The sequence below is a fragment of the Komagataeibacter europaeus LMG 18890 genome (genome assembly GCF_000285295.1).
In the GTDB taxonomy this organism is placed as follows: Bacteria; Pseudomonadota; Alphaproteobacteria; order Acetobacterales; family Acetobacteraceae; genus Komagataeibacter; species Komagataeibacter europaeus.
The window spans coordinates 1-22,741 of record NZ_CADP01000029.1; the positions used below are offsets into that span (position 1 = coordinate 1).

Sequence of the window (22,741 nt, forward strand, 5' to 3'; positions counted from 1 at the left end):
AAGTATGGACCAGATCAATTATACACAGAAGATCGGACACTCTCGGCGCCTCTCCTTGAACCGGCTGATTTTGAGGGACTTCTTGCTGACAAGGCGTTCGATGTCCACTGGATCGTGGACACCATACGCGCGCAAGGGGCCCGCGTGGTCATTCCCCAGCGTCGGAACCGCCTCGACAGGCGACCCTTCGATGGAGCCCTGTTCAAGGCACGCCATCTCATCGAGAACTTCTTCTGCAAGCTCAAGGAGTTCAAGCGCATCGCCATGCGAAGCGACAAGACCGACAGATCATTCGCAGCGATGATTTATCTTACCGCCGCAATCATCAATTCGCGTTAATTCCCAACAGGCCCTGAAAAAAGCTTCACCAGAAACTTCTTTATGATTGCTGAATGTTTCCGGGCTAACTTTTCAAACAGTCTCTTACTGGATGGCTTTTATTCAGGGCACGATTAAATACTGTTCGAAATAAAAAATGGGCAAGAATATTAAACGTTTCCGGATGCCGCCTTTTCAAAGACGTCTTTATGATTTGCAGGCGGCCCATCCATATTGCCGCGTGCCGTCAGAACCGGAATACAAAATTCGACTGGTAATACGTTCCACTGGAACCGCCAGCTTCATTAAGGGCATGCGATGTCATGAAACGGGATGCATACTGCGTCCATGACACATGCGTATTGATCTGCCAGGCAATCGACACCTGTGGCGCCATGCCAATAAACCTGCCACGGAAATTACCGGGAAACTTGTAATTCCCCGATGACTTGTAAATGGGGTCATTCACACTGTCACGCCAGAACAGTGGATACTTGAACTGGATACTGACGGACTTGAATGGCGTAATCCGGACCAGCGGCGCAAAACTGATCAGGTTGGACGCCGTCATGTAGGTTGTCGTGTCAAGGTAATTGGTCTGCGGATTGAAGGGGGCAATATAGGTGCCGATCGTTCCAGTCCGGTCAGACGAATTCCCGCCCGAATACACGTCCGTCTGGATCCCGGCGAATGTATTCAGGGTCTTTTCGGAAAAACGGTAACCCACCGAGGAATTGATGGCGTAGGCACTGACATTGCGCGCCAGCGTGGTCCCGGACGGACGGAATACGCCACCCTGCCAGATACCGCCCACCGAAAATTCAATCGGTCCCGCCACGCCATGCCAGCGCATGCCGAAATTATTGCGCGTGTTGGACCCCGTAACCGAACCGCCCGGCCCCGCAATCGCCCCGGCCGCGCCATTCAGCTTGTAGCCAATATAAAAGGCATCGACAAAGGAATATCCCTTCTGCCCCATGAAGGTAAAGTCAGGGGGCGCCCATGTCGTGTTGAAACCGTACAGTCGCGAGGCATAGTTTTCGGTATCGTGAAACATCTTGTTTTCACTGTCATATGTCTGCACGAAGTCCCACCCGTCGATACGGATGCGCTTCCACACCATGTACCCCCGGAACCCGTCCCATGACAGCGGCACGTTTGGCGTCTCACGGGCGTACAGCATGTAGGATGGCGCATCGAGAAACTGCTGCCGCCCGAACATGAAGCCACTTTTGGCGCCAAGCATGTTCCACCGCACCTCGACAAAGGCCTGCTGCGCATCCAGACGCTTGCGATAGGTCGAACCATAACCGTAACCGCCCCAGCCTGCGGCATCCGCATTCACCAACTGACCGAAGAAGCGCAGGTGCGAACCGATGTGCAGATCCGCGCCATACAGGTTGCGCACGGCGAAACGCCCGGAATCATTGGGTTTTTGCGTACCAAGCTGCGGACGGGTTTCAAACCAGTTACGCAGGCGGGTTTCCCCGGAAAAACTGATCCATACATTCCCGCTGCGGGTCAGGGGGATGTATTTCAGCACATCAAAGGGATCATTATGATTTTTCCTGTCGCGCAGGTTGCTCCAGTCCTCGGCCCAGGGTGTTACGCCATACGTCCCGACCGGGCCGAACCCTGCGGATTCCCCGTTCCCACGATTGAACACGCCCCAGTCGTACTGGTGGCCATTCTTGCGGTTTTCCGCGCCACTCATGCGCAGGGGCTGCCCCACCGGATTGGCGTGCGGATAGACCTGTATCGGGGGACGCCGCCCGATCCGGACAATCACGTTTTCAGACCGTGATTGTGATGCCTGTCCTGTCAGCGCGCCCGCCCCTGCCGCATTGACGGAAACGGGATCGGCAGCATGCGCGCCGTGTCCCATGGTGACAATCCCGGCAGGCAGGCTGAGCAGCATGGCCAGGACAGGGAAATCCGTCGCCTTCCTGCCGTCCCGCACGGAATGCGTGCAGGCACCATCCTTACGGATGGAATGGTAGCGAACGGTCGCGGCTGACTTCAGGGATGGCAACATTGTCACATACCATTTCGCTATATACAGGGCATATCGGATTATTAAGCACTGTATGTTTACGTATTATGTCATTAAAAACACGTCAATGGTGTATTTTTCCATATCTTCCTTACGACCGTTCAAAACCCCTGAAACTTTGGTAAAATATTAATTAACATTCTGTTTTTAAATAGTATTTTTATTTCCAAGATAACACAAAAAAAATGGCAGGAGACATTTCTGTCGCATATAAAACGATAAATATCGTACTATATGCCGGTGTCCGTCATCGACCAGGGATCATATATCCCTGCTGTCTCAAAAGGTATGAAAACATTCATAAATGCGGATGCCATACGCACTGCATAAAAATACAGTTTTCCGATATTTCTTTTATATAAAAGGAACAATCATAATCCATTCCATACGGAATACGAACTGCCCGATGTTTCATTAACGGCGAGGGCAATCATATTGTTCCCCCATGCCTGAGGTGTGTGGCAACAGGGCCACAGACTTATCATACAGTCGTATGCGTGAATTATTTCCACGATATAAAACGCGGGATCCATGGGGCGACATCCATGGCAGGCCCGCATGCATCCATTTAAAGACTGTCTGAAAAATTGGTGAAGCTCTTTTCAAAAAATTTCAGGACAACGCCACCTTAAAAAAGTGGCACCCAAAAACTTTTGTTTTTATCTATCAATCGATTGCCTGAACAATCCTTATCACCTTCTTATCCCTAAAATAGCGGGGCATATCCATAAAGGTGCGCAGGTTATCCAGCGACACCAGAACAACAGATAAGATCGGACCGGGTGCAGACGGGATAGCAGACCGGACATTTTCATACCCGCGCATTATTCACTATACGATAGTGTTTTTTTGTGGAAAAATCTGACATCAATATGATGATATTTTTTATTTTCAATGGGTAGTTCATGACATCCATGGCTGTCACGGCCGTATCCCAACACCTTCTGGCAATCGGGAAGCGATCATTTCCCGAAAAAATAACTTATAATTTCGTATTTAATGTTGACGCACATTGGATGATGTATTTTTATGTGCGCATCAATCTGAACGCCAACAGGCAGGGACATCACCTGAAACCCGGATCAGACCATGGCGGCCTCCATGCACCGCCGTATGAAACGCAATGCCGGTTTTTCCACTGCAAAAACAGTTGTCCGGACCAGGAATGAAATGAAACTGAACACCCCCATCACAAGAAGACGCGCCCTTTCCCTGCTGGGCACCGCAACCTGCCTGCCCATGATCCATGCCGCACGGGCAGCGGACGCCAGACGGTTGCGCATCGGGATCATGGCGGGCGAGGATGAGGACCTGTGGCGCGTCATCGTCGCCAATGCCGCGAAGGAGGGACTGGACCTCTCCATCATGACATTTTCCGACTACAATACCCCTGACGAAGCACTGGCCGAGCATGAAATTGATGCCAACGCCTTCCAGCACGGTCCCTTCCTGCAGGCGCAGATAGCCGCACGCTGGTATGACATCGTGGCGGTCGGGAATACCTATTTCTCCCCCATCGGGCTATATTCGACACGCTGGAAGTCGGTGGCCGACCTGCCGCGAAACGCCGTGATCGGACTACCGAATGATCCCAGCAACGAAGGCCGCGCGCTGCATCTGCTCGAAGCACTGGGATTGATCAGGCTTCCGGCCTCGGCCGGGTTACTGCCAACGCCGCTGGACATCGCCGACAACCCGCGCAACCTGACATTTCATGAACTGGATGCCGGAATTGTCGGGCGTTCCCTGCCCGATCTGGATGCGGCCGTCGTCAATACCAACTGGGCGCTGAAGGCGGGAATTGACCTGCAGAAACAGAAAATCGGGCAGGAATCCCTGCAAGATAACCCATATGTCAACTTCATTGCCGTCAACGCGGCCGATGCGAAGGCACCGTGGATAACGCCACTGGTCAATGCGGTCCATCAGCCTTCCACCCGCACGGCGATCGAGACGATCTTTCACGGTTCGGTCGTGCCAGCATGGACATAGGACTGGTCCAGGTCAGCCATATCAGCCGCAGCTTTGGCGGCCACCTCGCGCTGGATGACATAAGCTTCACCGTAGCCCGGGGCGAAATACTGGGCGTGATTGGCCGGTCGGGGGCGGGCAAGAGTTCCCTGCTGCGCTGTCTTGGCGCGCTGGACCGGCCCGATACCGGTCATATCATGATCGAGGGGCACGACCTGACGGCCCTGCCCCAGTCGCAACTGATCGGCCTGCGCCGCAGGATCGGGTTTGTTTTCCAGCATTTCAACCTGCTGGGTTCCCGCACGGTCGCGGGCAATATCAGCCTGCCGCTTGAAATCGCGGGCGTGCCACGCGCACGGCGGAATGCACGGATTACCGAACTGCTTTCCCTCGTCGGGCTGTCGGATCACGGCCATAAATGGCCGGCACAGTTATCGGGCGGGCAGAAACAGCGCGTGGGCATCGCCCGTGCGCTGGCCAACGCGCCCGCCCTGCTGCTGTGTGATGAAGCGACATCTGCCCTGGACCCTGAAACGACGACATCCATCCTCGACCTGCTGGCCCGCATCAACCGCGAGTTGGGCCTGACCATCATCATGATTACCCATGAAATGGATGTCATCCGCCGCATTGCGACCCATCTGGTCATTCTGGACCATGGCCGCGTGGTCGAAAACGGCCCGACACTGGACATTCTGGCCGCGGGTACGCAGTTGCCTGTAACGCAGGCGCTGCTGTCGGAAACACAGCCGCGGGTGCCCCCCGCCATCCGTGCCAGACTGGTCGATACGGATCGCCCCGGCGCGCGCGCTGTCATACGCCTGCGCATGGGTGGAGCAGCGGCAGACCTGCCGGTGCTGTCCACGCTGGGACAGCGTTTCGGAGTGGACGCCACCATACTGGCGGGCGGGACCAGCGAAATCGCGGGCCAGCCCTTTGCCGACATGATTGTGTGCGTGGGCGATTATTCGGCCGGAATCCATGATTTCCTCCATGGCCTCGACCCCTCGCTGAAAGTTCTTGGTTATGTCCCGGCTGATCTTTGACCTGATCCTGCGCGCAACATGGGAAACGGCACAGATGGTGCTGGTGTCCGGCCTTGTGGCCGTGATTGGCGGCCTGCCGCTGGCGCTGGTCATGGTGGCCACCCGCCGGGGCGGCCTGCTGCCCTGCCCGCCCGTGGCGCGCCTGCTGGGGCTGGTCGTTGATATGCTGCGCGCGATTCCCTTCATCATCCTGCTGGTGATCCTTATTCCCGTTACCCGCATGATCGTGGGCACGTCGCTGGGGACAACGGCGGCCATCGTACCGCTATCGCTTGCGGCCATTCCGTATTTTGCCCGCATTGCCGAAGTCTCGCTACGCGAAGTGGATCCGGCGCTGATTGACGCGGTGCGGACCATGGGGGGCACCCGGTGGATGATCGTCCGCCATGTCCTGATCCCCGAAGCCCTGCCCGGGCTTGTCGCGGGCCTGACCGTCACCCTGATTACGCTGACCGGAGCATCGGCCATGGCCGGAGCAGTGGGCGCCGGGGGGCTGGGTGATGTCGCCATCCGTTACGGCTACCAGCGTTTCAATACGGAAATCATGACGCTGGTGGTACTGGTCCTGATTGCCTTTGTCGCGTTGATACAGGCTATCGGGAACGCAATTTCCAATCACCTGCGCCATACCTGACAGGGGGCCATGCCCATGCACAGCGTACGTGACCGGACCGCCACTGCCCTGATCATCATGCTGGACGTGGCGTTTCACAGCATTGCCGGCCGACCGGTCAGCACGATTGATATCGCGGACAGGTCCGGCCTGGCACGGCGCGGGATCGAACCCATCGTGCAGGCCCTCGCCCGGTCCGGCCTGTTGCAGGGCATCCGTGGCCCACATGGCGGTTACCGGCTGGGCCATCCGGCAGGTGAAATCCTGCTGGCGGACATATACCGGGCCACGATGCATGACGACGTCCCGGCCGAACGGCGCCGGGGCACGCTGTTCAACACGGTTGTCCGGCCCTTTCTGGACCAGATGGAAGGCCTGCTGACGCACGAATACAGCAAGGTCACATTGCATGACTTCGTGCGGCAGGCCGAAACACGTGGCCTGCAGCGCCCGGCCGCCGGTCCGGGCTGCTTTTCGATATGAACCGCCTTTTTAAAAAACAAACGTTTCCGGGTGCCGCTTTTTTTCCGAAAAGCGACGTTCCCTGAAGCTTCTTATGATTTTCAGTCAGTCCAGCCGGACGGAAGGACGCACGAATACATCCAGCCAGTCCACAAGGCACGAAATCGTGCCACGCACCGGCCCATACAGTTCAAACTGATGCTGGCGATACAGCATGAGATGCACCATCCGCGCCGACAGCCCATGCAGCCAGCCACCGCCGAATACCGTGCCGCCGGGGAACGTGCCCCAGCCATTATAATCACCCAGCGCCACCACAGCCCCCTTGTTATGGAAGGTGAAGGCAGGCAGTGGCTGGCCGCTCATCATCCATGCAGGCAGGGCCTTGGCCAGATGGTGCGCCTGCTGGCGGGCGGCCTGCGCGGTAGGGGCGACGGGTTTTTCAGCAATGAAGGCACAGTCCCCCATGGCGAAGATGTTATCGTCCTCCATGACCTGCAGCGTCGGCCTGACCTCAAGCTGGCCGGAACGCGACAGCTTCAGCCCGCCAAACTGCTTCGTCACATCCGGTGCCTTCACCCCTGCGGCCCATACCCGCAGCGTTGCCGGCACACGGCTGCCGTCCTTCAGGATAAAGCCGTTTTCATCCGCGCCACTGACCATGGCACCCGCCCGGACATCGACACCGATGGCTTCAAGCTGCTTGACGGCGGCATCCGATACGGATTCAGGAAAAGCCGGCAGGATGCGCGGCCCGGCCTCCAGCAGGGTAATGCGCAGCTTGGGCGGTTTCTGGCCGAAACTGTAAAGCGACGCCAGATCCAGCGCCTTGTGCAGTTCCGCCGCCAGCTGCGTGCCGGTGGCGCCACCGCCGACAATGGCGATGTCCAGTTCCTGATGATTGGCAAACGCCCGCAGCAGTTCTATGCGGAAACGGTCATTGAAGCCGTTCGCATCCACCAGGTTGTCGATGAACATGCAGTGTTCGGCCACGCCCGGCGTGCCGAAGTCATTCGCCCGGCTGCCGATGGACAGGACCACCGCGTCATAATCCAGCGTACGGGCATCCACCACCTGCTCACCGGTCTGCGGGTCCTTGATGGGGGCCAGCGAAATGGTCTTGGCCTGACGGTCAAGGGCCGTGATCTCACCGGGACAGAATTCGAAATGGTGGCGGCTGGCCTGCGACATGAAGCTTATGCGGTCATTTTCATTCGCGGCCGTGCCGGCGGCAAAGCAGTGCAGCATTGGCTTCCACACATGGGCGAAGCTCTTGTCCACCAATGTGATTTCCGCCCGCCCCGAGCGTCCGACCGAATTGCCCAGCCGTGTCGCCAGCGCAAGTCCGGCCACACCACCGCCTACAATAACGATCCGAAACTTTTGTGCCATCTCGATAATGCTCCAAACCCGCTCGCACGGCGCTCCGGCCCCCACATGGGAAACCCCGATACGCCACATCCATACAAACCATGTTGGCAGGATTATAGGCAATCCACCCCGTGCCCGAAACATGCGCGGGCGCAGATTCGGGCACGGAGATGCAACAACCCGTTATCCATACCCCCCATTTACCGCGCCAGAGCGCGAAAAACCGGGATATAGGCACAGGCGATCAAAAGAACCCGATCTATTGCAGCAGGGCACGATACGCCCCCTGCCTTCGTCCCCCGCGCAGCAGCCCCGATCAGCCGACATGACGGGCAACATCTATCCATTCCCGACGTTAGCCCGCATAACGGCAGACGCGACAGCCATGCCAACATACTGAAATCAATGACAGGACAGCAGGAGAAACCATGACCGTCACCCCACATGGACGCATTCAGGACAAGGTCGCCCTCATTACAGGTGCGGCAAGCGGGATCGGCCGGGCCACGGCCGAACGCTTCGCGGCCGAGGGCGCGCGTCTGGCGCTGACCGACCTCAATACCGACGCGCTGGACGAACTGGTCAGCCAGTTTGAAAAAAGCGGGGTGCCCGTGATTTCGGTTCCCGCCGATGTCACGAGCGAGGCCGATATCAAGCGCGTGGTCCATGAAACCATGAAGCATTTTGGCCGGATCGACATCCTCGTGGCCAATGCGGGCGTCATTCCGGAAGCCGACCTGGCCACCGCCACGGCGGATCTATGGGACCATACCATGGCGGTGGACGCGCGCGGCATGTTCCTGAGCTGCAAATACGCCGCAGCCGAGATGGTACATGCCGGACAGGGGGCGATTGTCTGCCTGTCCTCCATTTCCGCCTTCGCGGGGCAGAAGGGACAGGCGGTCTATGGCCCGGCCAAGTTCGTGGCGTCCGGCATTACCAAGCATCTGGCCATCGACCTCGCGGACAAGGGCGTGCGCGTCAATGCCGTAGCGCCGGGCACGATCGACACCCCGGCGGTTGCGAAAATGGATGCGGACGCCATCCGCAAAGTGGTCGAGATGCACCCGATGGGCCGCATGGGCAAGCCCGCTGAAATCGCCAGCGCCATCCTGTTCCTCGCATCCGATGACGCATCATTCATCACCGGCGCGGTCCTGCCGGTTGATGGTGGATATCTGGCGCAGTAACGCCATGGGCGCCGGGCAGGCCGTTACGCCTGCCTCCGTCCGTCAGGCGATATGCAGTTCCACGTCATGTTCGCGCAGCAGCGCGCATATGCGTTCGGGTGGTTGGCGGTCGGTAAAGAAACCATGGACATGCGACAGGTGCCCCAGCCGCCCCATCGGCCTGCGGCCAAACTTGGTCTGGTCCGCCAGCAGGTAGACACGCCGGGCATTGCGCATCATGGCCTGCGCCACGCTGATCTCGTCCGCATCGAAGTCCAGCAGCGTGCCATCTTCCTCGATCCCGCTTATGCCGATCACGGCAAAATCGGTACGGTACTGTTCGATAAAGGTACTGGCGGTGGAACCGGTAATCCCGCCATCATAAAACCGCACCAGCCCCCCCGTCACGATCACCTGGAAATCCGTCTGCGCAGACAGGGGGGTGGCGACATGCAGGTTGTTGGTGATGACACGCAGCGCCTTGTGCCGCCGCAACGCCTTGGCAAAGGCTTCCGTGGTGGTGCCGATACTGACAAACAGGGATGAATTGTCGGGTATCTGCCGGGCCGCGAGATGGCCGATGGCCTCCTTGGCGCGGCGGTTGAGTACCTGACGTTCGGAATAGGCGATATTCTCGACCGACGAGGCCAGCCCCGCCCCGCCATGATGCCGCGCCACCAGCCCGCGCCGGGCCAGCAGGTTGACATCACGGCGGATGGTCTGGACCGCAACATTCAGCCTCTGGGCCAGTTCCTCGTTCGAGACATAACCCTGGGTGCGCACCAGCGTGATAATTTCATGGTGGCGTTCTTCAGCTGACACGTTGCCTGTTACTCCATTGCGTCATCCGGGACCTAGATCGCGCGCGCGACCGTGCGCCCGGTGGCCCCCAGATCGGCAAACGACTGTTCCAGACGGGCCACGATCCCCTGTTCGCCAACCCGCAGCCACTTGCGCGGGTCATACAGCTTCTTGGTGAGCTTGCCGGTGCCAGGGGCAATCTGGTGGCTGAAGGCTTCGGCATGTTCATGCACGTAGCGGCCAATGCTGCTGGCGAATGCAAACTGGATATCGGTATCGATATTCATCTTGAACACGCCATAGGACACGGCTTCGGTAATCTTGGACTGTTCGGACCCCGAACCACCGTGGAACACCAGCGCCAGCGGCTTTTCACCCCGGCCCGTGGCCTTTGCCACTGCCGCCTGCGAATTGCGCAGGATTTCGGGCCGCAGCTTGACATTGCCCGGCGCGTAGACGCCATGCACATTGCCGAACGACGCGGCAATGGTCACGAAGCCCAGCGGGGACAGCGCTTCATACGCCTTCAGCACGTCTTCGGGCTGGGTATAGAGATGGGCATTGTCCGCACCGTCATCGACGTCATGGCCCACGCCATCTTCCTCGCCGCCCGTTACGCCCAGCTCGATTTCAAGGCCGATGCCCAGCGGGGCCATACGGCGCAGGAAGGTGGCGCATTCGGCGATATTGTCCTCCAGCGGTTCCGCCGAAAGATCGATCATGTGCGAGGAGAACAGCGGACGACCGGTTTCCTTCACTGCTTCCTCGCTCGCGTCGATCAGGCCGGAAATCCACGGCAGCAGCTTGCGGTCGGCATGGTCGGTATGCAGGATCACGCACACGCCATAGGCCGCAGCCACGGTATGGACATGACGGGCCGCGGCCACGGCACCCAGGACGCGGGCCTGATCCGCATCCTTCATGCCTTCGCCCGCGTAAAAACGCGCCCCCCCGTTCGATAGCTGGATGATGACATCCGCGCGGTTGCGGGCGGCAGCTTCCAGCACGGCGTTGATGCTGTCCGTGCCCACCACGTTCACGGCTGGCAGGGCGTAGCCTTCGTCCCGGCAGGTTTCTACCAGGCGGCGGTAATCAGCACCCGTCACCACACCGGGCTTCAGACCCAGACGGTGGGAAACCGCGTTCGCTGTATCGGTCATGTCGTTTCTCTATTGCCTGTTATTGTTGTTATGCAACGGATGAAATGTTCACCAGGTCTTGGTCTGGTAGTCGTGATGGCCTTCCACGAAACGGATGGTGCCGGACTTGGAACGCATGACCAGCGAATGCGTGACCGTGCGGGTACCGCTGCGGCGGATACCGCGCAGCAGCGCCCCACCCGTAACGCCCGTGGCCGAAAACAGGACATCGCCCCGCGCCATGTCTTCCAGCGCCAGCTTGCGCGACGGATCGGCGCCGGGATTCATCTTGCGCGCGCGCGCGATCTGCCCGTCATCCTCAAACAGCAGGCGACCCTGCATCTGCCCGTGGACGCAGCGCACGGCGGCGGCGGCCAGCACACCTTCGGGCGCGCCACCCGACCCCACGTAGATGTCGATTTCGCTGTCATCCAGGCACGCGGCGATGGCGGCCGCCACGTCACCATCACTGAGCAGCGTCACGCGGGCGCCAACGGCGCGGGCGCGCGAAATCAGTTCCTCATGGCGTTCACGATCCAGCGTGCACAGCATGAGTTCGGACACATCGCATTTCTTGGCGGCGGCCAGCGACTTCAGGTTGGCTTCGATGCTGTTGTCCAGATCCACCACGCCTTCGGGCAGGTAGGGGCCGACCACGATCTTGTCCATGTAGATGTCGGGCGCGTGCAGGAAATTGCCGCTTTCCGCCAGGGCTACAACCGTCAGCGCGTTGGGCAGGTTCTTGGCGCACAGGTTGGTGCCTTCCAGCGGGTCCACGGCAATATCCATGCCGGGACCGCCCGCGCCCACGTTTTCCCCGATGAACAGCATCGGAGCCTCATCCATCTCGCCTTCGCCAATCACCACGGTGCCGTTGATGGCAACCGTGTCGAACGCGCGACGCATCGCCTCCACCGCCGCACCGTCGGCTTCGTTCTTCAGGCCACGGCCTGTCCATGCCGACGCGGCCACGGCGGCCGCTTCCGTCACGCGGACGAGTTCGAGGGCAAGGTTGCGATCCGTAACCTGATAGGGATTATGCCGGGTGGAGGTCATGAAACACTCTTTTCCTGTTTTCTTGCTATAATTCGTCGGTTACGCAGCAACGGTGGCGCTGAGCGTGCGGCGCACCGCCACATGCCACCCTGCCACCATCCTGTCGCGCTGTGCCTTGTCCATTGTGGGGCGGAACAGCTGTCCGCGGCTCCAGGTGCCTTCGACTTCCGCAATGCTGTCCCATACCCCTGTCGCCAGCCCGGCCAGGAAAGCGGCGCCAAGGGCGGTCGTTTCGACCTGCTTGGGCCGTTCTACCGGCGTGCGCAGCATATCGGCAAGGAACTGGCAGAACCAGTCATTGACCGACATCCCGCCATCAACACGCAGTGCGCTCAGTTCCTCGCCGCCATCCTCATGCATTGCATCCATGAGATCAAGCGTCTGATACGCCACCGATTCCAGCGCCGCACGGGCGATATGGGCCGCCGTGGCATCCAGCGTCAGCCCGCAGATCAGGCCACGGGCATCCGGATCCCAGTGCGGCGCGCCAAGACCGACGAAACCGGGCACCATATAGACGCCATGGCTGTGCGGCACGCGGGTCGCCATGTCATCGGTCTGGGAGGCATGGGTAATCAGGTTCAGCCCGTCGCGCAGCCAGCGGATGGCGGAGCCGGCCACGAAAATCGACCCTTCCAGCGCGTACGTCGTCTCGGCGCCGATGCGGTAGGCGATGGTGGTCAGCATGCGGTTTTCGGACTGGACAGGCGTGGTCCCGGTATTGAGCAGCGCGAAGCAGCCCGTGCCGTACGTCGCCTTGGCCGTGCCGGGCCTGAAGCAGACCTGGCCCACCATGGCGGCGTTCTGGTCACCCGCCATGCCCGCGACCTTCAGCGGTTCGCCAAACAGGTCGGCTTCCGTGTCGCCAAAGATTTCGCTGTTGGTGCGCACTTCGGGCAGGATGGCGCGCGGCACGTTGAACAGCGCCAGCAGGTCATCATCCCATGCACAGGTATGGATATTGAACAGAAGCGTGCGTGACGCATTGGTCGTATCGGTGGCATGCACGCGCCCCCCCGTCAGCCGCCACAGCAGGAAGCTGTCGATCGTGCCACAGGCAAGCTTTCCCTGCTCGGCCTGGGCGCGCGCACCTTCGACATTGTCAAGGATCCACGCAATTTTCGTGGCCGAGAAATAGGGATCCAGCAGCAGGCCGGTCCGTTCGCGCACAAGCGGCTCATGCCCCTGTTCATGCATGCGCGCGCAGACGGGCGTCGTGCGCCGGTCCTGCCAGACGATGGCGCGGTGAATGGGCTTGCCCGTTTCCCGGTCCCACACGACAATGGTTTCGCGCTGGTTGGTAATGCCGATTCCCGCGATCGTGCCCGGGCCACCGGCCATTTCAATGGCTTCACGCGCGGTGGACAGGACGTTGGACCAGATTTCCTCCGGATCATGCTCGACCCAGCCCGGATTGGGGTAATGCTGGGCAAATTCGGTCCGGGCGACCGAAACGGCGTTGATGTCACGATCGAAGACGATGCTGCGGGTCGAGGTCGTTCCCTGATCGATAGCGAGAATTCTGTTCTTCTTGTTCATTATCTTCTCCTGCCCTGACGGGCGGATACGGTTCTGGCCGTGGACGATGTTACGCCCACGGCCTGTTCTGTCACGAAGCCGATTTTGCAGCGACCGGCTGGCGGCCACGCAGGTAGGTGTCAAGCCGGCCTGCGTCCTCATCGGTCACATGCAGGCCCATGCGCGACCGACGCCACAGGATGTCCTCGGTCGTCTGCGCCCATTCGTGTGCGATCAGGTATTCCACTTCACGCGCGGTCAGGCCACCACCAAACTGCTCGCCCATATCAGCCATGCTGCGCGCATCACCGACGATTTCGGTGGCACGCGAACCATAATTGCGCACCAGACGCCAGCACAGCTGCGCATCAAGGAACGGGGCCTTTGCCGCAAGGCGGCTGACCGCGCCGTCAAACCCGCCCTCGCCCAGGTCACCGCCTGGCAGCACCTGATCGGCGGTCCAGCCCGGCGCGGACAGGACCGGCAGGAAGGGCTGCAGTTTCTCCAGCGCGTGTTCGGCCAGCTTGCGGTACGTGGTGATCTTGCCACCGAAGATGGACAGCATTGGCGCCTGGTTGCCCTGTGTATCCACATCCAGCACGTAATCACGCGTTACGGCGGACGCGTTCTTGGCCGCGTCATCATATAGCGGACGCACGCCGGCGTAGCTCCACACCACGTCATCCGGCGTGACCGGCTTGGTGAAATAGCGGCTGACGCTTTCGCACAGGTAGGTGATTTCCTCGGGCGAGATCTCGACCCGGCCGGGGGCCTGCGTCCAGGGCACGTCGGTGGTGCCGATCAGGGTGAATTTCTGCTCGTAGGGGATCGCGAAAACGATACGCTTGTCCGGGTTCTGCAGGATGTAGGCCTGCGGTCCGTCAAACAGGCGCGGCACCACGATGTGGCTGCCCTTGACCAGCCGCACGTTCTTGTCGGAATCGACCTGCGCGCGCTCACGCAGCACTTCGCTCACCCACGGGCCACCGGCATTGACCAGGATCTTTGCCTGCACGGTCGTCTGGCTGCCATCGCGCGTGTTCTCGATCACCGCTTCCCACAGGCCATTCACGCGCCGTGCCTGCACAAGACGGGTACGGGTGCGGATGTCTGCCCCGTGGGCCTTGGCATCCATGGCGTTGAGGACGACAAGGCGGCTGTCCTGCACCCACCCGTCGGAATAGGCAAACCCACGCGCGAGCGTGCCGTTGAGCGGCTTGCCCGCCGAATTCGTGCGGAAATCAAGCGACTTGCACTTGGGCAGCGTCATGTTGGGCGCGAGGTGGTCATACAGGAACAGGCCAAGGCGCAGCATCCACGCGGGCCGTGCCTGCGGGGTGTAGGGCAGCACGAACCGCATCGGCCAGATGATGTGCGGCGCGATACGCAGCAGGCGCTCACGTTCGATCAGCGCTTCACGCACCAGGCGGAATTCATAATATTCAAGGTAGCGCAGGCCACCATGGATCAGCTTGGTGCTGGCTGATGAAGTGTAGCTGGCAAGGTCGTCCTGCTCGACCAGCAGGACGGACGCGCCCCGCCCTGCGGCATCGCGCGCGATGCCCGTGCCGTTGATCCCACCGCCAACGACCAGCAGGTCGAGCGGACCGCCCTGTGCCGCGGGGGTGCGGAATGTTTCGTCCTTGGACGCCATGGTAGATGTTCCTCCTGATACGGATGTTCGTAAACGAACATCATGAGCGTTTCAATAGGGAAAACGCACATCAGCCATGGCGTTCCGTGAAATATTTCATGCATAAATATTGCCGGTTTTAGACATAAATTCGCCATCTGCAGGTATTTATCTGTGCGGGCGGTTTTTGTGCATGTGCGAAAACGCACAGCAGATGCCGCCACCCCGCCCCCGCTGCTGTCTGATACGCACCAGCGCGGCATGCCCCCGAATCTGCCAGGCTGGAGAGGTTTCATGAAATATAGTGAAATAAAAGGAAAAAGGAGAAACTTTCCCCCCGGCCAGCACACGTTCCCCTTCCCGACCCGGATATGTTCGTTTAAGAACATGACAGGGCCGGAAACCCGCCACAAGGCGAACAGCCCATTCCCATCGAATGATAATAAAAGAATAAAGTGGGTTAAAATGCTAAAGAACAGACAGTTTCTGGGCGAACTGATATCAGAATGCATCGCGGTCATGATCATTGTCCTGATCGGCGATTCCGTGGCCGCCATGTACACGCTGTACGATCCCAGCCCCTACAAACTCTCCTACTGGGGGGTTTCCATTGTATGGGGACTGGGCGTGACCATCGCGATTTACGTGACCGGCAGCGTATCGGGCACCCATGCCAACCCGGCCGTATCGGTGGCGCTGGCGCTTTACCGTGGTTTTTCATGGCGCAAGGTGCCTGCCTACTGTGCGGCGCAGGTCCTGGGGGGCATGCTGGGCGCGGCCCTTGTCTATACGCTGTACCAGCCGGTCATAGACCATTACAACCAGTTGCATGGCATAAGCCGCGCCGATGGCGGGGCGGCGGGAGTATTCTTTACCCATCCGGGCGAATTCATCACGCCGCTCCATGCCTTCATGGATGAAACCATCCTGACAGCGCTGCTGGTCGGTGGCATCTTCGCGATTACCTGCGAGTACAATACCGTTGCACCGCAGGCCAATTCCAGCGCGCTGATCATCGGGTTGCTGGTGGCCAGCATTGGCGCATGTTCAGGCTATCTGGAGGCATGGGCCATCAATCCAGCCCGTGACTTCGGGCCGCGCCTGTTCTGTTTCCTGGCCGGATGGGGTGGTTCCGCCCTACCCTCGGCGGACAATTTCTGGTGGGTGCCAATTGCCGGACCGCTGCTGGGCGGCGTGATCGGTGCAGGCTGTTACCAGTTCCTGATCCGTCCGTTCATTCCACGTCACGCCAGCGCGATCATTCCCCCGGCCCCATAAGACTTCCCATCCGCCGCCGGGTCATCCCGGCGGTGTCATGTTTCAGCATGGGGCAGGCCCATGCCCGCCCCATCTGCACGTCCGGGCCGGACCACGTCCCGGATAACTTCTTCCAAATAAAAAGTTTTTGGTGAAGCTGTTTCAGGAAGCTTCACAGAACGCCGCCTTTTTTCAAAAAGACGGCACCCAGAAACTTTTGATACTTAACGCTGCACCACGGTGCGAATGGCAAAGTTGCTCTGTATCCGGGCGACACCGGGCATGCGCGACAGTTCTTCCTTGTGGATACGTTCATAATCGGCGGCATCCCGCGCCTCGACCCGGACCAGATAATCGGCGTCCCCCGTCATCAGGTAACATTCGCGCACATCGGCGCACTCGCGCACGCGGGCCTCGAACCGGCGCAGGCATTCCTCCGTCTGGCGTTCCAGCGTGATCTGCACGATCACCGTGGTCATGCCATGGACCGAACGTTCATCCACCAGCGCGCGATATCCCCGGATCACCCCGTCCTTTTCCAGCATCCGCACCCGCCGCAGGCAGGCGGAAGGAGACAGGCCGACCTTCTGTGCCAGTTCGGCATTGCTCATGCGTCCGTCATGGCGAAGGTTGCGCAATATGGCGTCTGTCAGACGATCGAATGCCATGATGAATTTTCCGCTTATTTTCGTATATGATTGCGTACAGACAATTCGTAATTGCATAAAATTGCGTCAAACGACAGGACATTTTGTTTCAGTCGGCGTACGATCAACCTGTTCCGCCAGCCCGATGGAGTACACGCCCCATGTCTGACCTGCCTTCCTTCCCGCATGATACCGGCTGGGCCGCGCCGGGCGCGGGTGCGATGCTGGAAATCGACCTGGATGCGATCGCAGCGAATTACCGTCTGCTCAACGCCCGCACGGGCAACTCCCTCTGCGCGGCCGTGGTCAAGGCAGACGCCTACGGGCTGGGCGCCCACCGGGTTGCCCCCGTGCTGGAACAGGCCGGGGCGAATACCTTTTTTGTCGCCCATCTGGAAGAAGGCATCCGCCTGCGGCAACATGTTGCCCCCACCGCACGTATTTTTGTCCTGCATGGCCCGATGCCGGGAACGCAGGCCGAGTTCACGCGCCATGACCTGCTGCCGGTGCTGAACAGCATGGAACAGGTGGCCGGATGGCGCGCGCATGCGGGCCAGATGGGCAATCCCCTGCCCGCCGCCCTGCAGGTTGATACCGGCATGTCCCGCTTCGGCCTGTCCGATGGGGATGTCACCGCGCTGGCGGCCAGCCCGGACCTGCTGGATGGAATCGACACGCAACTGGTGATGAGCCACCTTGCCTGCGCCGATACCCCGGCCAATCCCGCCAACGCCATGCAGCGCGACCGCCTGCGCGCCATGGCCGCGCGCCTGCCTGCGGCCCCGCTGGCGCTTTCGGCCTCATCGGGGATCTTCCTTGGGCCTGATTACCATTTCGACCTTGTGCGGCCCGGTGCGGCGCTCTATGGCCTGGCGCCCAACGACGACGCGCCCAATCCCCTGCGCCCCACCGTGCGGCTGGGTGCGCGCATTGTCCAGCGCCGTACCATCAACGCGGGCGACGGCGTGGGCTATGGCCTGACATGGCGCGCCACCGGGCCACGCCGGATCGCCACGCTGGGCATCGGTTATGCCGACGGGTTCCTGCGCCGCGGCGCAGACGGGGGCGGATGTGCATGGCTGGGGGACTACCGGCTGCCGATCCTTGGCCGCATTTCCATGGATTCCACCACCATTGACGTGACCGGCGTGCCCGAAGGCGTGCTGGCGCAGACCACGCATGTGGACATGATCGGCCCGCGCCGCAGCGTGGATGATGTCGCCCGCTCCGCCGGCACCATTGGCTATGAAGTGCTGACGGCGCTGGGTTCCCGTTTCCATCGCGCGTACCTGACACAGGCGGCGTGATGCGTTTCCACCCGCCAGAGAAGGCATCTGTGTAATGAAAATCATCGTTCTGGGTAGCGGTGTCGTCGGTGTGACATCGGCATGGTACCTTGCGCAGGCTGGGCATGAGGTCACTGTGGTGGACCGTCAGCCTGAAGCCGGCCTTGAGACCAGCTTCGCCAATGCGGGGCAGGTCTCGCCGGGGTATTCGTCCCCCTGGGCCGGGCCGGGCGTGCCGCTGAAGTCGGTCAAGTGGCTGCTGATGAAGTACCGCCCCTTCGTGTTCTGGCCCATGCCTGACCCGCACCTGTGGAAATGGCTGGTGCAGATGCTGGAAAACTGCACGACCGCCGCCTATGACCGCAACAAGGGCCGCATGGTGCGTATTGCGGAATACAGCCGCGACGTGATGCGCGACCTGCGCGCCAGCACCGGCATCACCTATGATGACCGCCAGCAGGGCACGCTGCAGGTTTTCCGCACGCAAAAGCAGATGGACGCCATCGCGGGCGATATCCGCGTGCTGGAACAGTACAATGTTCCGTACGAAGTCCTGACACGTGAAGGCTGCGTGAGGGCCGAGCCCGGCCTGGCATCATCGGCGGACAAGATCGTGGGTGGCCTGCGCCTGCCGGGTGACGAGACGGGCGATGCCTTCCTGTTTACCCAGCGCCTTGCGGCCATGGCGGCGAAGGCTGGCGTCACCTTCCATTACGATACCCGCATCCGCACCATGACGAATGATGGTGGCCGCATTACCGGGATCGAGACCAGTCGCGGCCAGATGGTGGCGGATTCCTATGTCCTGTCACTGGGCAGCTATTCGCCCGCCATGGTGCGCCACCTCGGGCTGGACCTGCCGATCTATCCGGTCAAGGGCTACTCGCTGACTGCCGACATCGTGAATGAAAAGCAGGCCCCGGTCTCCACCATCATGGATGAGACATTCAAGATCGGGATCACCCGCCTGGGCGAACGCATCCGCGTGGGTGGCACGGCGGAACTGGCGGGCTTCAGCACAAAGCTGCGCGCGCCGCGGCGCGAAACGCTGGAACATTCGGTGACCGACCTGTTCCCCGGTGGTGGCAATATTGCAGCGGCCAGATTCTGGACCGGCCTGCGCCCGATGACGCCCGATGGCACGCCCATCGTCGGCCGCACGAAATATGACAACCTGTTCCTCAACACCGGGCATGGCACGCTGGGCTGGACCATGGCCTGTGGTTCGGGCCGGGTGCTGGCGGACATCATGTCGAACCGCATGCCCGACATCCCCTACGAGGATCTGGGCATCGTACGTTACGGACAGTAAAAGACTGGCGGGAAATGGAAAGTTTCCGGGTGCTGCCTTTTTTAAAAAGGCAGCAAAAACTTCGTTATATCCCAGTCTCTACTTTCCCGCTGCCACCGTGGCGGGAGAAAACCCGTCAGGCAGGACATCCCCGCGCTGGCGCACGACCTGATAGACCGTATTGCGCAGCCAGCGATGCACCGGATCGCTGTCGCGCCGTGGATGCCATGCCTGAAATGAATGCACCGGGGGCAGTTCGAACGGAAATTCGAACTCCTCGAGGTGCATGGACCGTATGGGCAGGTAATCAATGGCGATACCCGGCAATGGCAGGATCATGTCCGTCATGCGCAGGGTTTCCACCATGGCGTAATAGGTGGGCACGACCATCACTACCCGCCGCTTCAGCCCGAAACGTTCCTTCAGCACCATATCGATCGGCCCATGCGGCCGCCCCCGGCGCGACACGCTTATATGTTCATACCGCGCGACCGAAGCAGGCGTGATCCCCTCGGTCAGGATGGGATGGCCCGCGCGCACCAACGCGCGGAAGGACGTGGGAAAGATGCTCTGGCGGCGTATTTCCGAACGCATGTCGTCGGATGCGCCAAGATAAAGGTCGATCCGCCCTTCCCGCAGGTCGTTGCTGGGTTCTTCATCCGTTTCCGGCGCGAAGGTTATGGTGCAGCCGGGGCATTCGGCCCGCAATGCCGCAAGGATGGCGGCCCCGAACGCCCCCACGATCAGGTCATTCGCCCGCAGGGTGAAATGGGGGGACAGACCGGCAAGGTCGGGGGCGTCCTGCTCCTCCAGCAGGGAATCCGCCCCTTCCACCAGAGCCTGCACCCGTTCGCGGATCCCCAGCGCAAAGGTGGTGGCGACCAGCCTGCGCCCCGACGCCACAAGGATGGGATCGCCAAAGACCACGCGCAGCTTGGCGAGGGTGCGGCTCATGGCGGCCTCGCTTACCTGCAGGCGGCGCGCGGCGTGGGAGACGCCTTCTTCCTCAATCAGGGCCTGGAGACTGCGCAGAAGGTCGAGATCGTAGCGTTTCCTCATGACCCTGCGTGACGTCCCCACTGTAAACCGGAATGAAACCGTCCCGATTATCCTGAAAAAACGGATTTGACCAATCCGCAAAATGAAAGTGTCACCTTACGCGATCATGGGTATTCGCGCACGCCCCCCGCGCCGATCATGTGTCTGTTTTCCCATCGGGACAGATAAATGTGAACGCCGCCCACGCCGCACCTTCCTATATCCCGCCCTTTGGCATCCGCACGGTCGTGGGGTGCCTCGGGGTGCTGCTGGCCGTGCATGTCGCCGGTTTCAATGAACACATCACGGAAATCGGCCTACCCGATATCCGCGGGGCGATGCATATCGGCCACGACGAGGGCACGTGGTTCATCTCCATCTATGAATGTTTCAACATCGCGGCGATGGCGTTCACGCCGTGGTTCTACGTCACGTTTTCCATCTACCGCTTTACCCTGTTCATGACGGCGCTGCTGGGACTGCTGGCCATTCCCGCGCCCTACATGCCCGACATGACCACGCTGTGCATCCTGCGCGCGGCGCAGGGGCTGTCGGCGGGGTGCCTGCCGCCCATTCTCATGACCGTCATGCTCAAGTACCTGCCTGCCCCCCTGCGGGTGTTCGGTATTGGCGGGTATGCCATGAGCGCGACCTTCGGGCCCAACCTTGGCGGCCCGCTGGAGGCGATGTGGTTCGAACATGTCGGCTGGCGCTGGCTGTACTGGGAAACGCTGCCGCTATGCGCGGTGGCTGCGCTGATGATCGGCTGGGGCCTGCCGCGCGACCCGTCGCACTGGGAACGGTTCCGGAACTTCAACTGGCGTGGGTTCATGCTGGGGGTTCCCGCCATCATGTGCGTGGTGACCGTGCTGTATCAGGGCGACCGGCTGGACTGGTTCCGCTCCCCCGTCATCACGCACCTGACATTCTGGGGCGGGGCGCTGTTCATTGCCTTCCTCGCGCATGAATGGTTCCACCACAGCCCGTTCTTCCGCATCCAGTTCTGGGGCAACCGCAATATCGCCGCATCACTGCTGACGCTGGTGGCGTCGCTCATGATCTGCGGGCTCATGACGGAAATCCCGTTCACCTACCTTGCCGACATACGTGGCTACCGGCCCGTTCAGGCCGCACCCGTGGCGCTGGTGGTGGCGCTGCCGCAATTGGTCCTGCTGCCGCTGACGGCGGCGCTGTGCAATATCCGCGCGGTGGACTGCCGGTACGTGCTGGCCATCGGGCTGATCTGCCTTGGCGTTGCGGCGTGGCTGGGCACGTGGCTGACGCCGGACTGGGTGCGCGACAATTTCATGGTCATCCAGATCCTGCAGGTCTTCGGGCAGCCGATGGTGGTCATCCCCACCCTCATGCTGGCGGCCCTCGGGCTGGGGCCCGCGGACGGGCCGATGATCTCGGGCATGGTGAACATGCTCAAGGGCATGGCCAACGCCATCGCCACCGCCCTGTTCGAAGTCATGCTGCGCCGGCGCGAGCAGTACCATTCCACCATGCTGCTGGACCTGCACGGCACGCATGGCACGGCGCTGTCGGGCATGGGCGACCCCATCGCCGGGCAGATCGCGGCCACATCGCCCGATGCCGGGCACATAGCGCGGAACGCGCTGCAGATCTTCCATACCTACGTGCGTGAACAGGCCACCGTGCTGGCGCTGGCGGACATCTACCTGCTGGTCATGTGGATCTGCGCCTTTTTCCTTGTCCTGACGGCAATCCTGCCCGGACGTATCTACCCCCCGCGTGCGCCGGTCCCCGCACCCGCCGCACACTGAATGATCGGGTCCAAAGCAATGCCCCACAAGAAACCCATCATCCTGGCTGGCGCCACGGTCATTGTCCTGGTTGCGGCCGCGTGGACCGCCGACCGGCTGGTATCGGGCAACGGCGCCAGCGAATATACCAACGACGCCTATCACTACAGTTGCAGTTTGTTTTGTTCGTTAATTGTTCATGGTTTCCGTGCTTTCCAGAAAGCTCGAATTTCAGACGGTCTACATCGAGAAAAACCGCAAATTCTTCATCTTTCTAGGCCGGAAACCAAACTGCAACTGTAGTGC

Annotated in this window: 20 protein-coding genes; 11 read left to right on the forward strand and 9 right to left on the reverse strand. The window is 60.6% G+C overall.

Going from position 1 to position 22,741, the window contains the following annotated elements:
* On the forward strand, positions 1–339 hold a 339-nt coding region (locus GEU01_RS22595), incomplete at its 5' end, for an IS5/IS1182 family transposase (RefSeq protein ID WP_019086017.1).
* A gap of 226 nt (positions 340–565) precedes the next feature.
* Here the strand turns inward: GEU01_RS22595 and GEU01_RS10345 are convergent.
* Positions 566–2,353, reverse strand: coding sequence for an alginate export family protein (locus GEU01_RS10345; RefSeq protein WP_019086018.1), 1,788 nt, complete (start codon positions 2,351–2,353; stop codon positions 566–568).
* Between the two features lie 1,188 nt (positions 2,354–3,541).
* On the opposite strand from GEU01_RS10345, the gene GEU01_RS10350 reads away from it, so the two are divergent.
* The 4 genes from GEU01_RS10350 to GEU01_RS10365 are packed head-to-tail and all read left to right on the forward strand — an operon-like array spanning position 3,542 to position 6,484.
* Positions 3,542–4,363: a MetQ/NlpA family ABC transporter substrate-binding protein gene (locus GEU01_RS10350; RefSeq protein ID WP_026018655.1), complete on the forward strand. Its 822-nt coding sequence runs from the start codon at positions 3,542–3,544 to the stop codon at positions 4,361–4,363.
* Positions 4,354–5,388: a methionine ABC transporter ATP-binding protein gene (locus GEU01_RS10355; protein ID WP_019086020.1), complete on the forward strand. Its 1,035-nt coding sequence runs from the start codon at positions 4,354–4,356 to the stop codon at positions 5,386–5,388. The genes GEU01_RS10350 and GEU01_RS10355 overlap by 10 nt, the downstream gene beginning before the upstream one ends.
* Positions 5,369–6,022: a methionine ABC transporter permease gene (locus GEU01_RS10360; RefSeq protein WP_019086021.1), complete on the forward strand. Its 654-nt coding sequence runs from the start codon at positions 5,369–5,371 to the stop codon at positions 6,020–6,022. Before GEU01_RS10355 ends, GEU01_RS10360 begins: the two co-directional genes overlap by 20 nt.
* 15 nt (positions 6,023–6,037) lie before the next feature.
* Entirely contained in the window at positions 6,038–6,484 is a 447-nt protein-coding gene (locus GEU01_RS10365) for an RrF2 family transcriptional regulator (RefSeq protein WP_026018657.1), read from the forward strand.
* Between the two features lie 84 nt (positions 6,485–6,568).
* Here GEU01_RS10365 and GEU01_RS10370 read toward each other — a convergent pair whose 3' ends face one another.
* The gene (locus tag GEU01_RS10370; RefSeq protein WP_019086023.1) at positions 6,569–7,855 is read right to left on the reverse strand and encodes an NAD(P)/FAD-dependent oxidoreductase; all 1,287 of its coding nucleotides are present in this window, start codon (positions 7,853–7,855) and stop codon (positions 6,569–6,571) included.
* 407 nt (positions 7,856–8,262) lie between these two features.
* Here GEU01_RS10370 and GEU01_RS10375 point away from each other — a divergent pair, with 407 nt between their 5' ends.
* A complete protein-coding gene (locus tag GEU01_RS10375) occupies positions 8,263–9,024 on the forward strand; it encodes an SDR family NAD(P)-dependent oxidoreductase (RefSeq protein WP_010507486.1) in 762 nt (253 codons plus the stop codon).
* Between the two features lie 42 nt (positions 9,025–9,066).
* Here the strand turns inward: GEU01_RS10375 and GEU01_RS10380 are convergent, their stop codons facing one another.
* The 5 genes from GEU01_RS10380 to glpD form a co-directional block, all read right to left on the reverse strand.
* Positions 9,067–9,825 (reverse strand): DeoR/GlpR family DNA-binding transcription regulator, encoded by a 759-nt coding sequence (locus GEU01_RS10380; protein WP_019086024.1) that lies wholly within the window; start codon positions 9,823–9,825, stop codon positions 9,067–9,069.
* A 32-nt stretch (positions 9,826–9,857) separates the two neighbouring features.
* A complete protein-coding gene (gene fbaA, locus GEU01_RS10385) occupies positions 9,858–10,964 on the reverse strand; it encodes a class II fructose-bisphosphate aldolase (RefSeq protein ID WP_019086025.1) in 1,107 nt (368 codons plus the stop codon).
* Positions 10,965–11,012: 48 nt separating this feature from the next.
* Entirely contained in the window at positions 11,013–11,999 is a 987-nt protein-coding gene (gene glpX / locus GEU01_RS10390) for a class II fructose-bisphosphatase (RefSeq protein WP_010507481.1), read from the reverse strand.
* Between the two features lie 39 nt (positions 12,000–12,038).
* Positions 12,039–13,538 (reverse strand): glycerol kinase GlpK, encoded by a 1,500-nt coding sequence (gene glpK / locus GEU01_RS10395; RefSeq protein ID WP_019086026.1) that lies wholly within the window; start codon positions 13,536–13,538, stop codon positions 12,039–12,041.
* Between the two features lie 70 nt (positions 13,539–13,608).
* Positions 13,609–15,171: a glycerol-3-phosphate dehydrogenase gene (gene glpD, locus GEU01_RS10400; protein ID WP_019086027.1), complete on the reverse strand. Its 1,563-nt coding sequence runs from the start codon at positions 15,169–15,171 to the stop codon at positions 13,609–13,611.
* 444 nt (positions 15,172–15,615) lie between these two features.
* Here glpD and GEU01_RS10405 point away from each other — a divergent pair, with 444 nt between their 5' ends.
* Positions 15,616–16,428 (forward strand): MIP/aquaporin family protein, encoded by an 813-nt coding sequence (locus tag GEU01_RS10405; RefSeq protein WP_019086028.1) that lies wholly within the window; start codon positions 15,616–15,618, stop codon positions 16,426–16,428.
* Between the two features lie 203 nt (positions 16,429–16,631).
* Here the strand turns inward: GEU01_RS10405 and GEU01_RS10410 are convergent, their stop codons facing one another.
* Positions 16,632–17,075, reverse strand: coding sequence for an Lrp/AsnC family transcriptional regulator (locus GEU01_RS10410; protein WP_019086029.1), 444 nt, complete (start codon positions 17,073–17,075; stop codon positions 16,632–16,634).
* 140 nt (positions 17,076–17,215) lie between these two features.
* Here GEU01_RS10410 and alr point away from each other — a divergent pair, with 140 nt between their 5' ends.
* Positions 17,216–18,361, forward strand: a complete 1,146-nt coding sequence (gene alr, locus GEU01_RS10415) for an alanine racemase (protein WP_019086030.1) — start codon at positions 17,216–17,218, stop codon at positions 18,359–18,361.
* Between the two features lie 34 nt (positions 18,362–18,395).
* Positions 18,396–19,652 (forward strand): D-amino acid dehydrogenase, encoded by a 1,257-nt coding sequence (locus GEU01_RS10420; RefSeq protein WP_019086031.1) that lies wholly within the window; start codon positions 18,396–18,398, stop codon positions 19,650–19,652.
* A gap of 78 nt (positions 19,653–19,730) precedes the next feature.
* Here the strand turns inward: GEU01_RS10420 and GEU01_RS10425 are convergent, their stop codons facing one another.
* The gene (locus tag GEU01_RS10425; protein WP_019086032.1) at positions 19,731–20,690 is read right to left on the reverse strand and encodes a LysR substrate-binding domain-containing protein; all 960 of its coding nucleotides are present in this window, start codon (positions 20,688–20,690) and stop codon (positions 19,731–19,733) included.
* A 170-nt stretch (positions 20,691–20,860) separates the two neighbouring features.
* Between GEU01_RS10425 and GEU01_RS10430 the strand changes: the two genes are divergently transcribed.
* Both GEU01_RS10430 and GEU01_RS26800 read left to right on the forward strand, forming a co-directional pair.
* A complete protein-coding gene (locus GEU01_RS10430) occupies positions 20,861–22,456 on the forward strand; it encodes an MFS transporter (RefSeq protein WP_019086033.1) in 1,596 nt (531 codons plus the stop codon).
* Positions 22,457–22,738, forward strand: coding sequence for a hypothetical protein (locus tag GEU01_RS26800; protein WP_232272489.1), 282 nt, complete (start codon positions 22,457–22,459; stop codon positions 22,736–22,738).
* Positions 22,739–22,741: the final 3 nt, after the last annotated feature.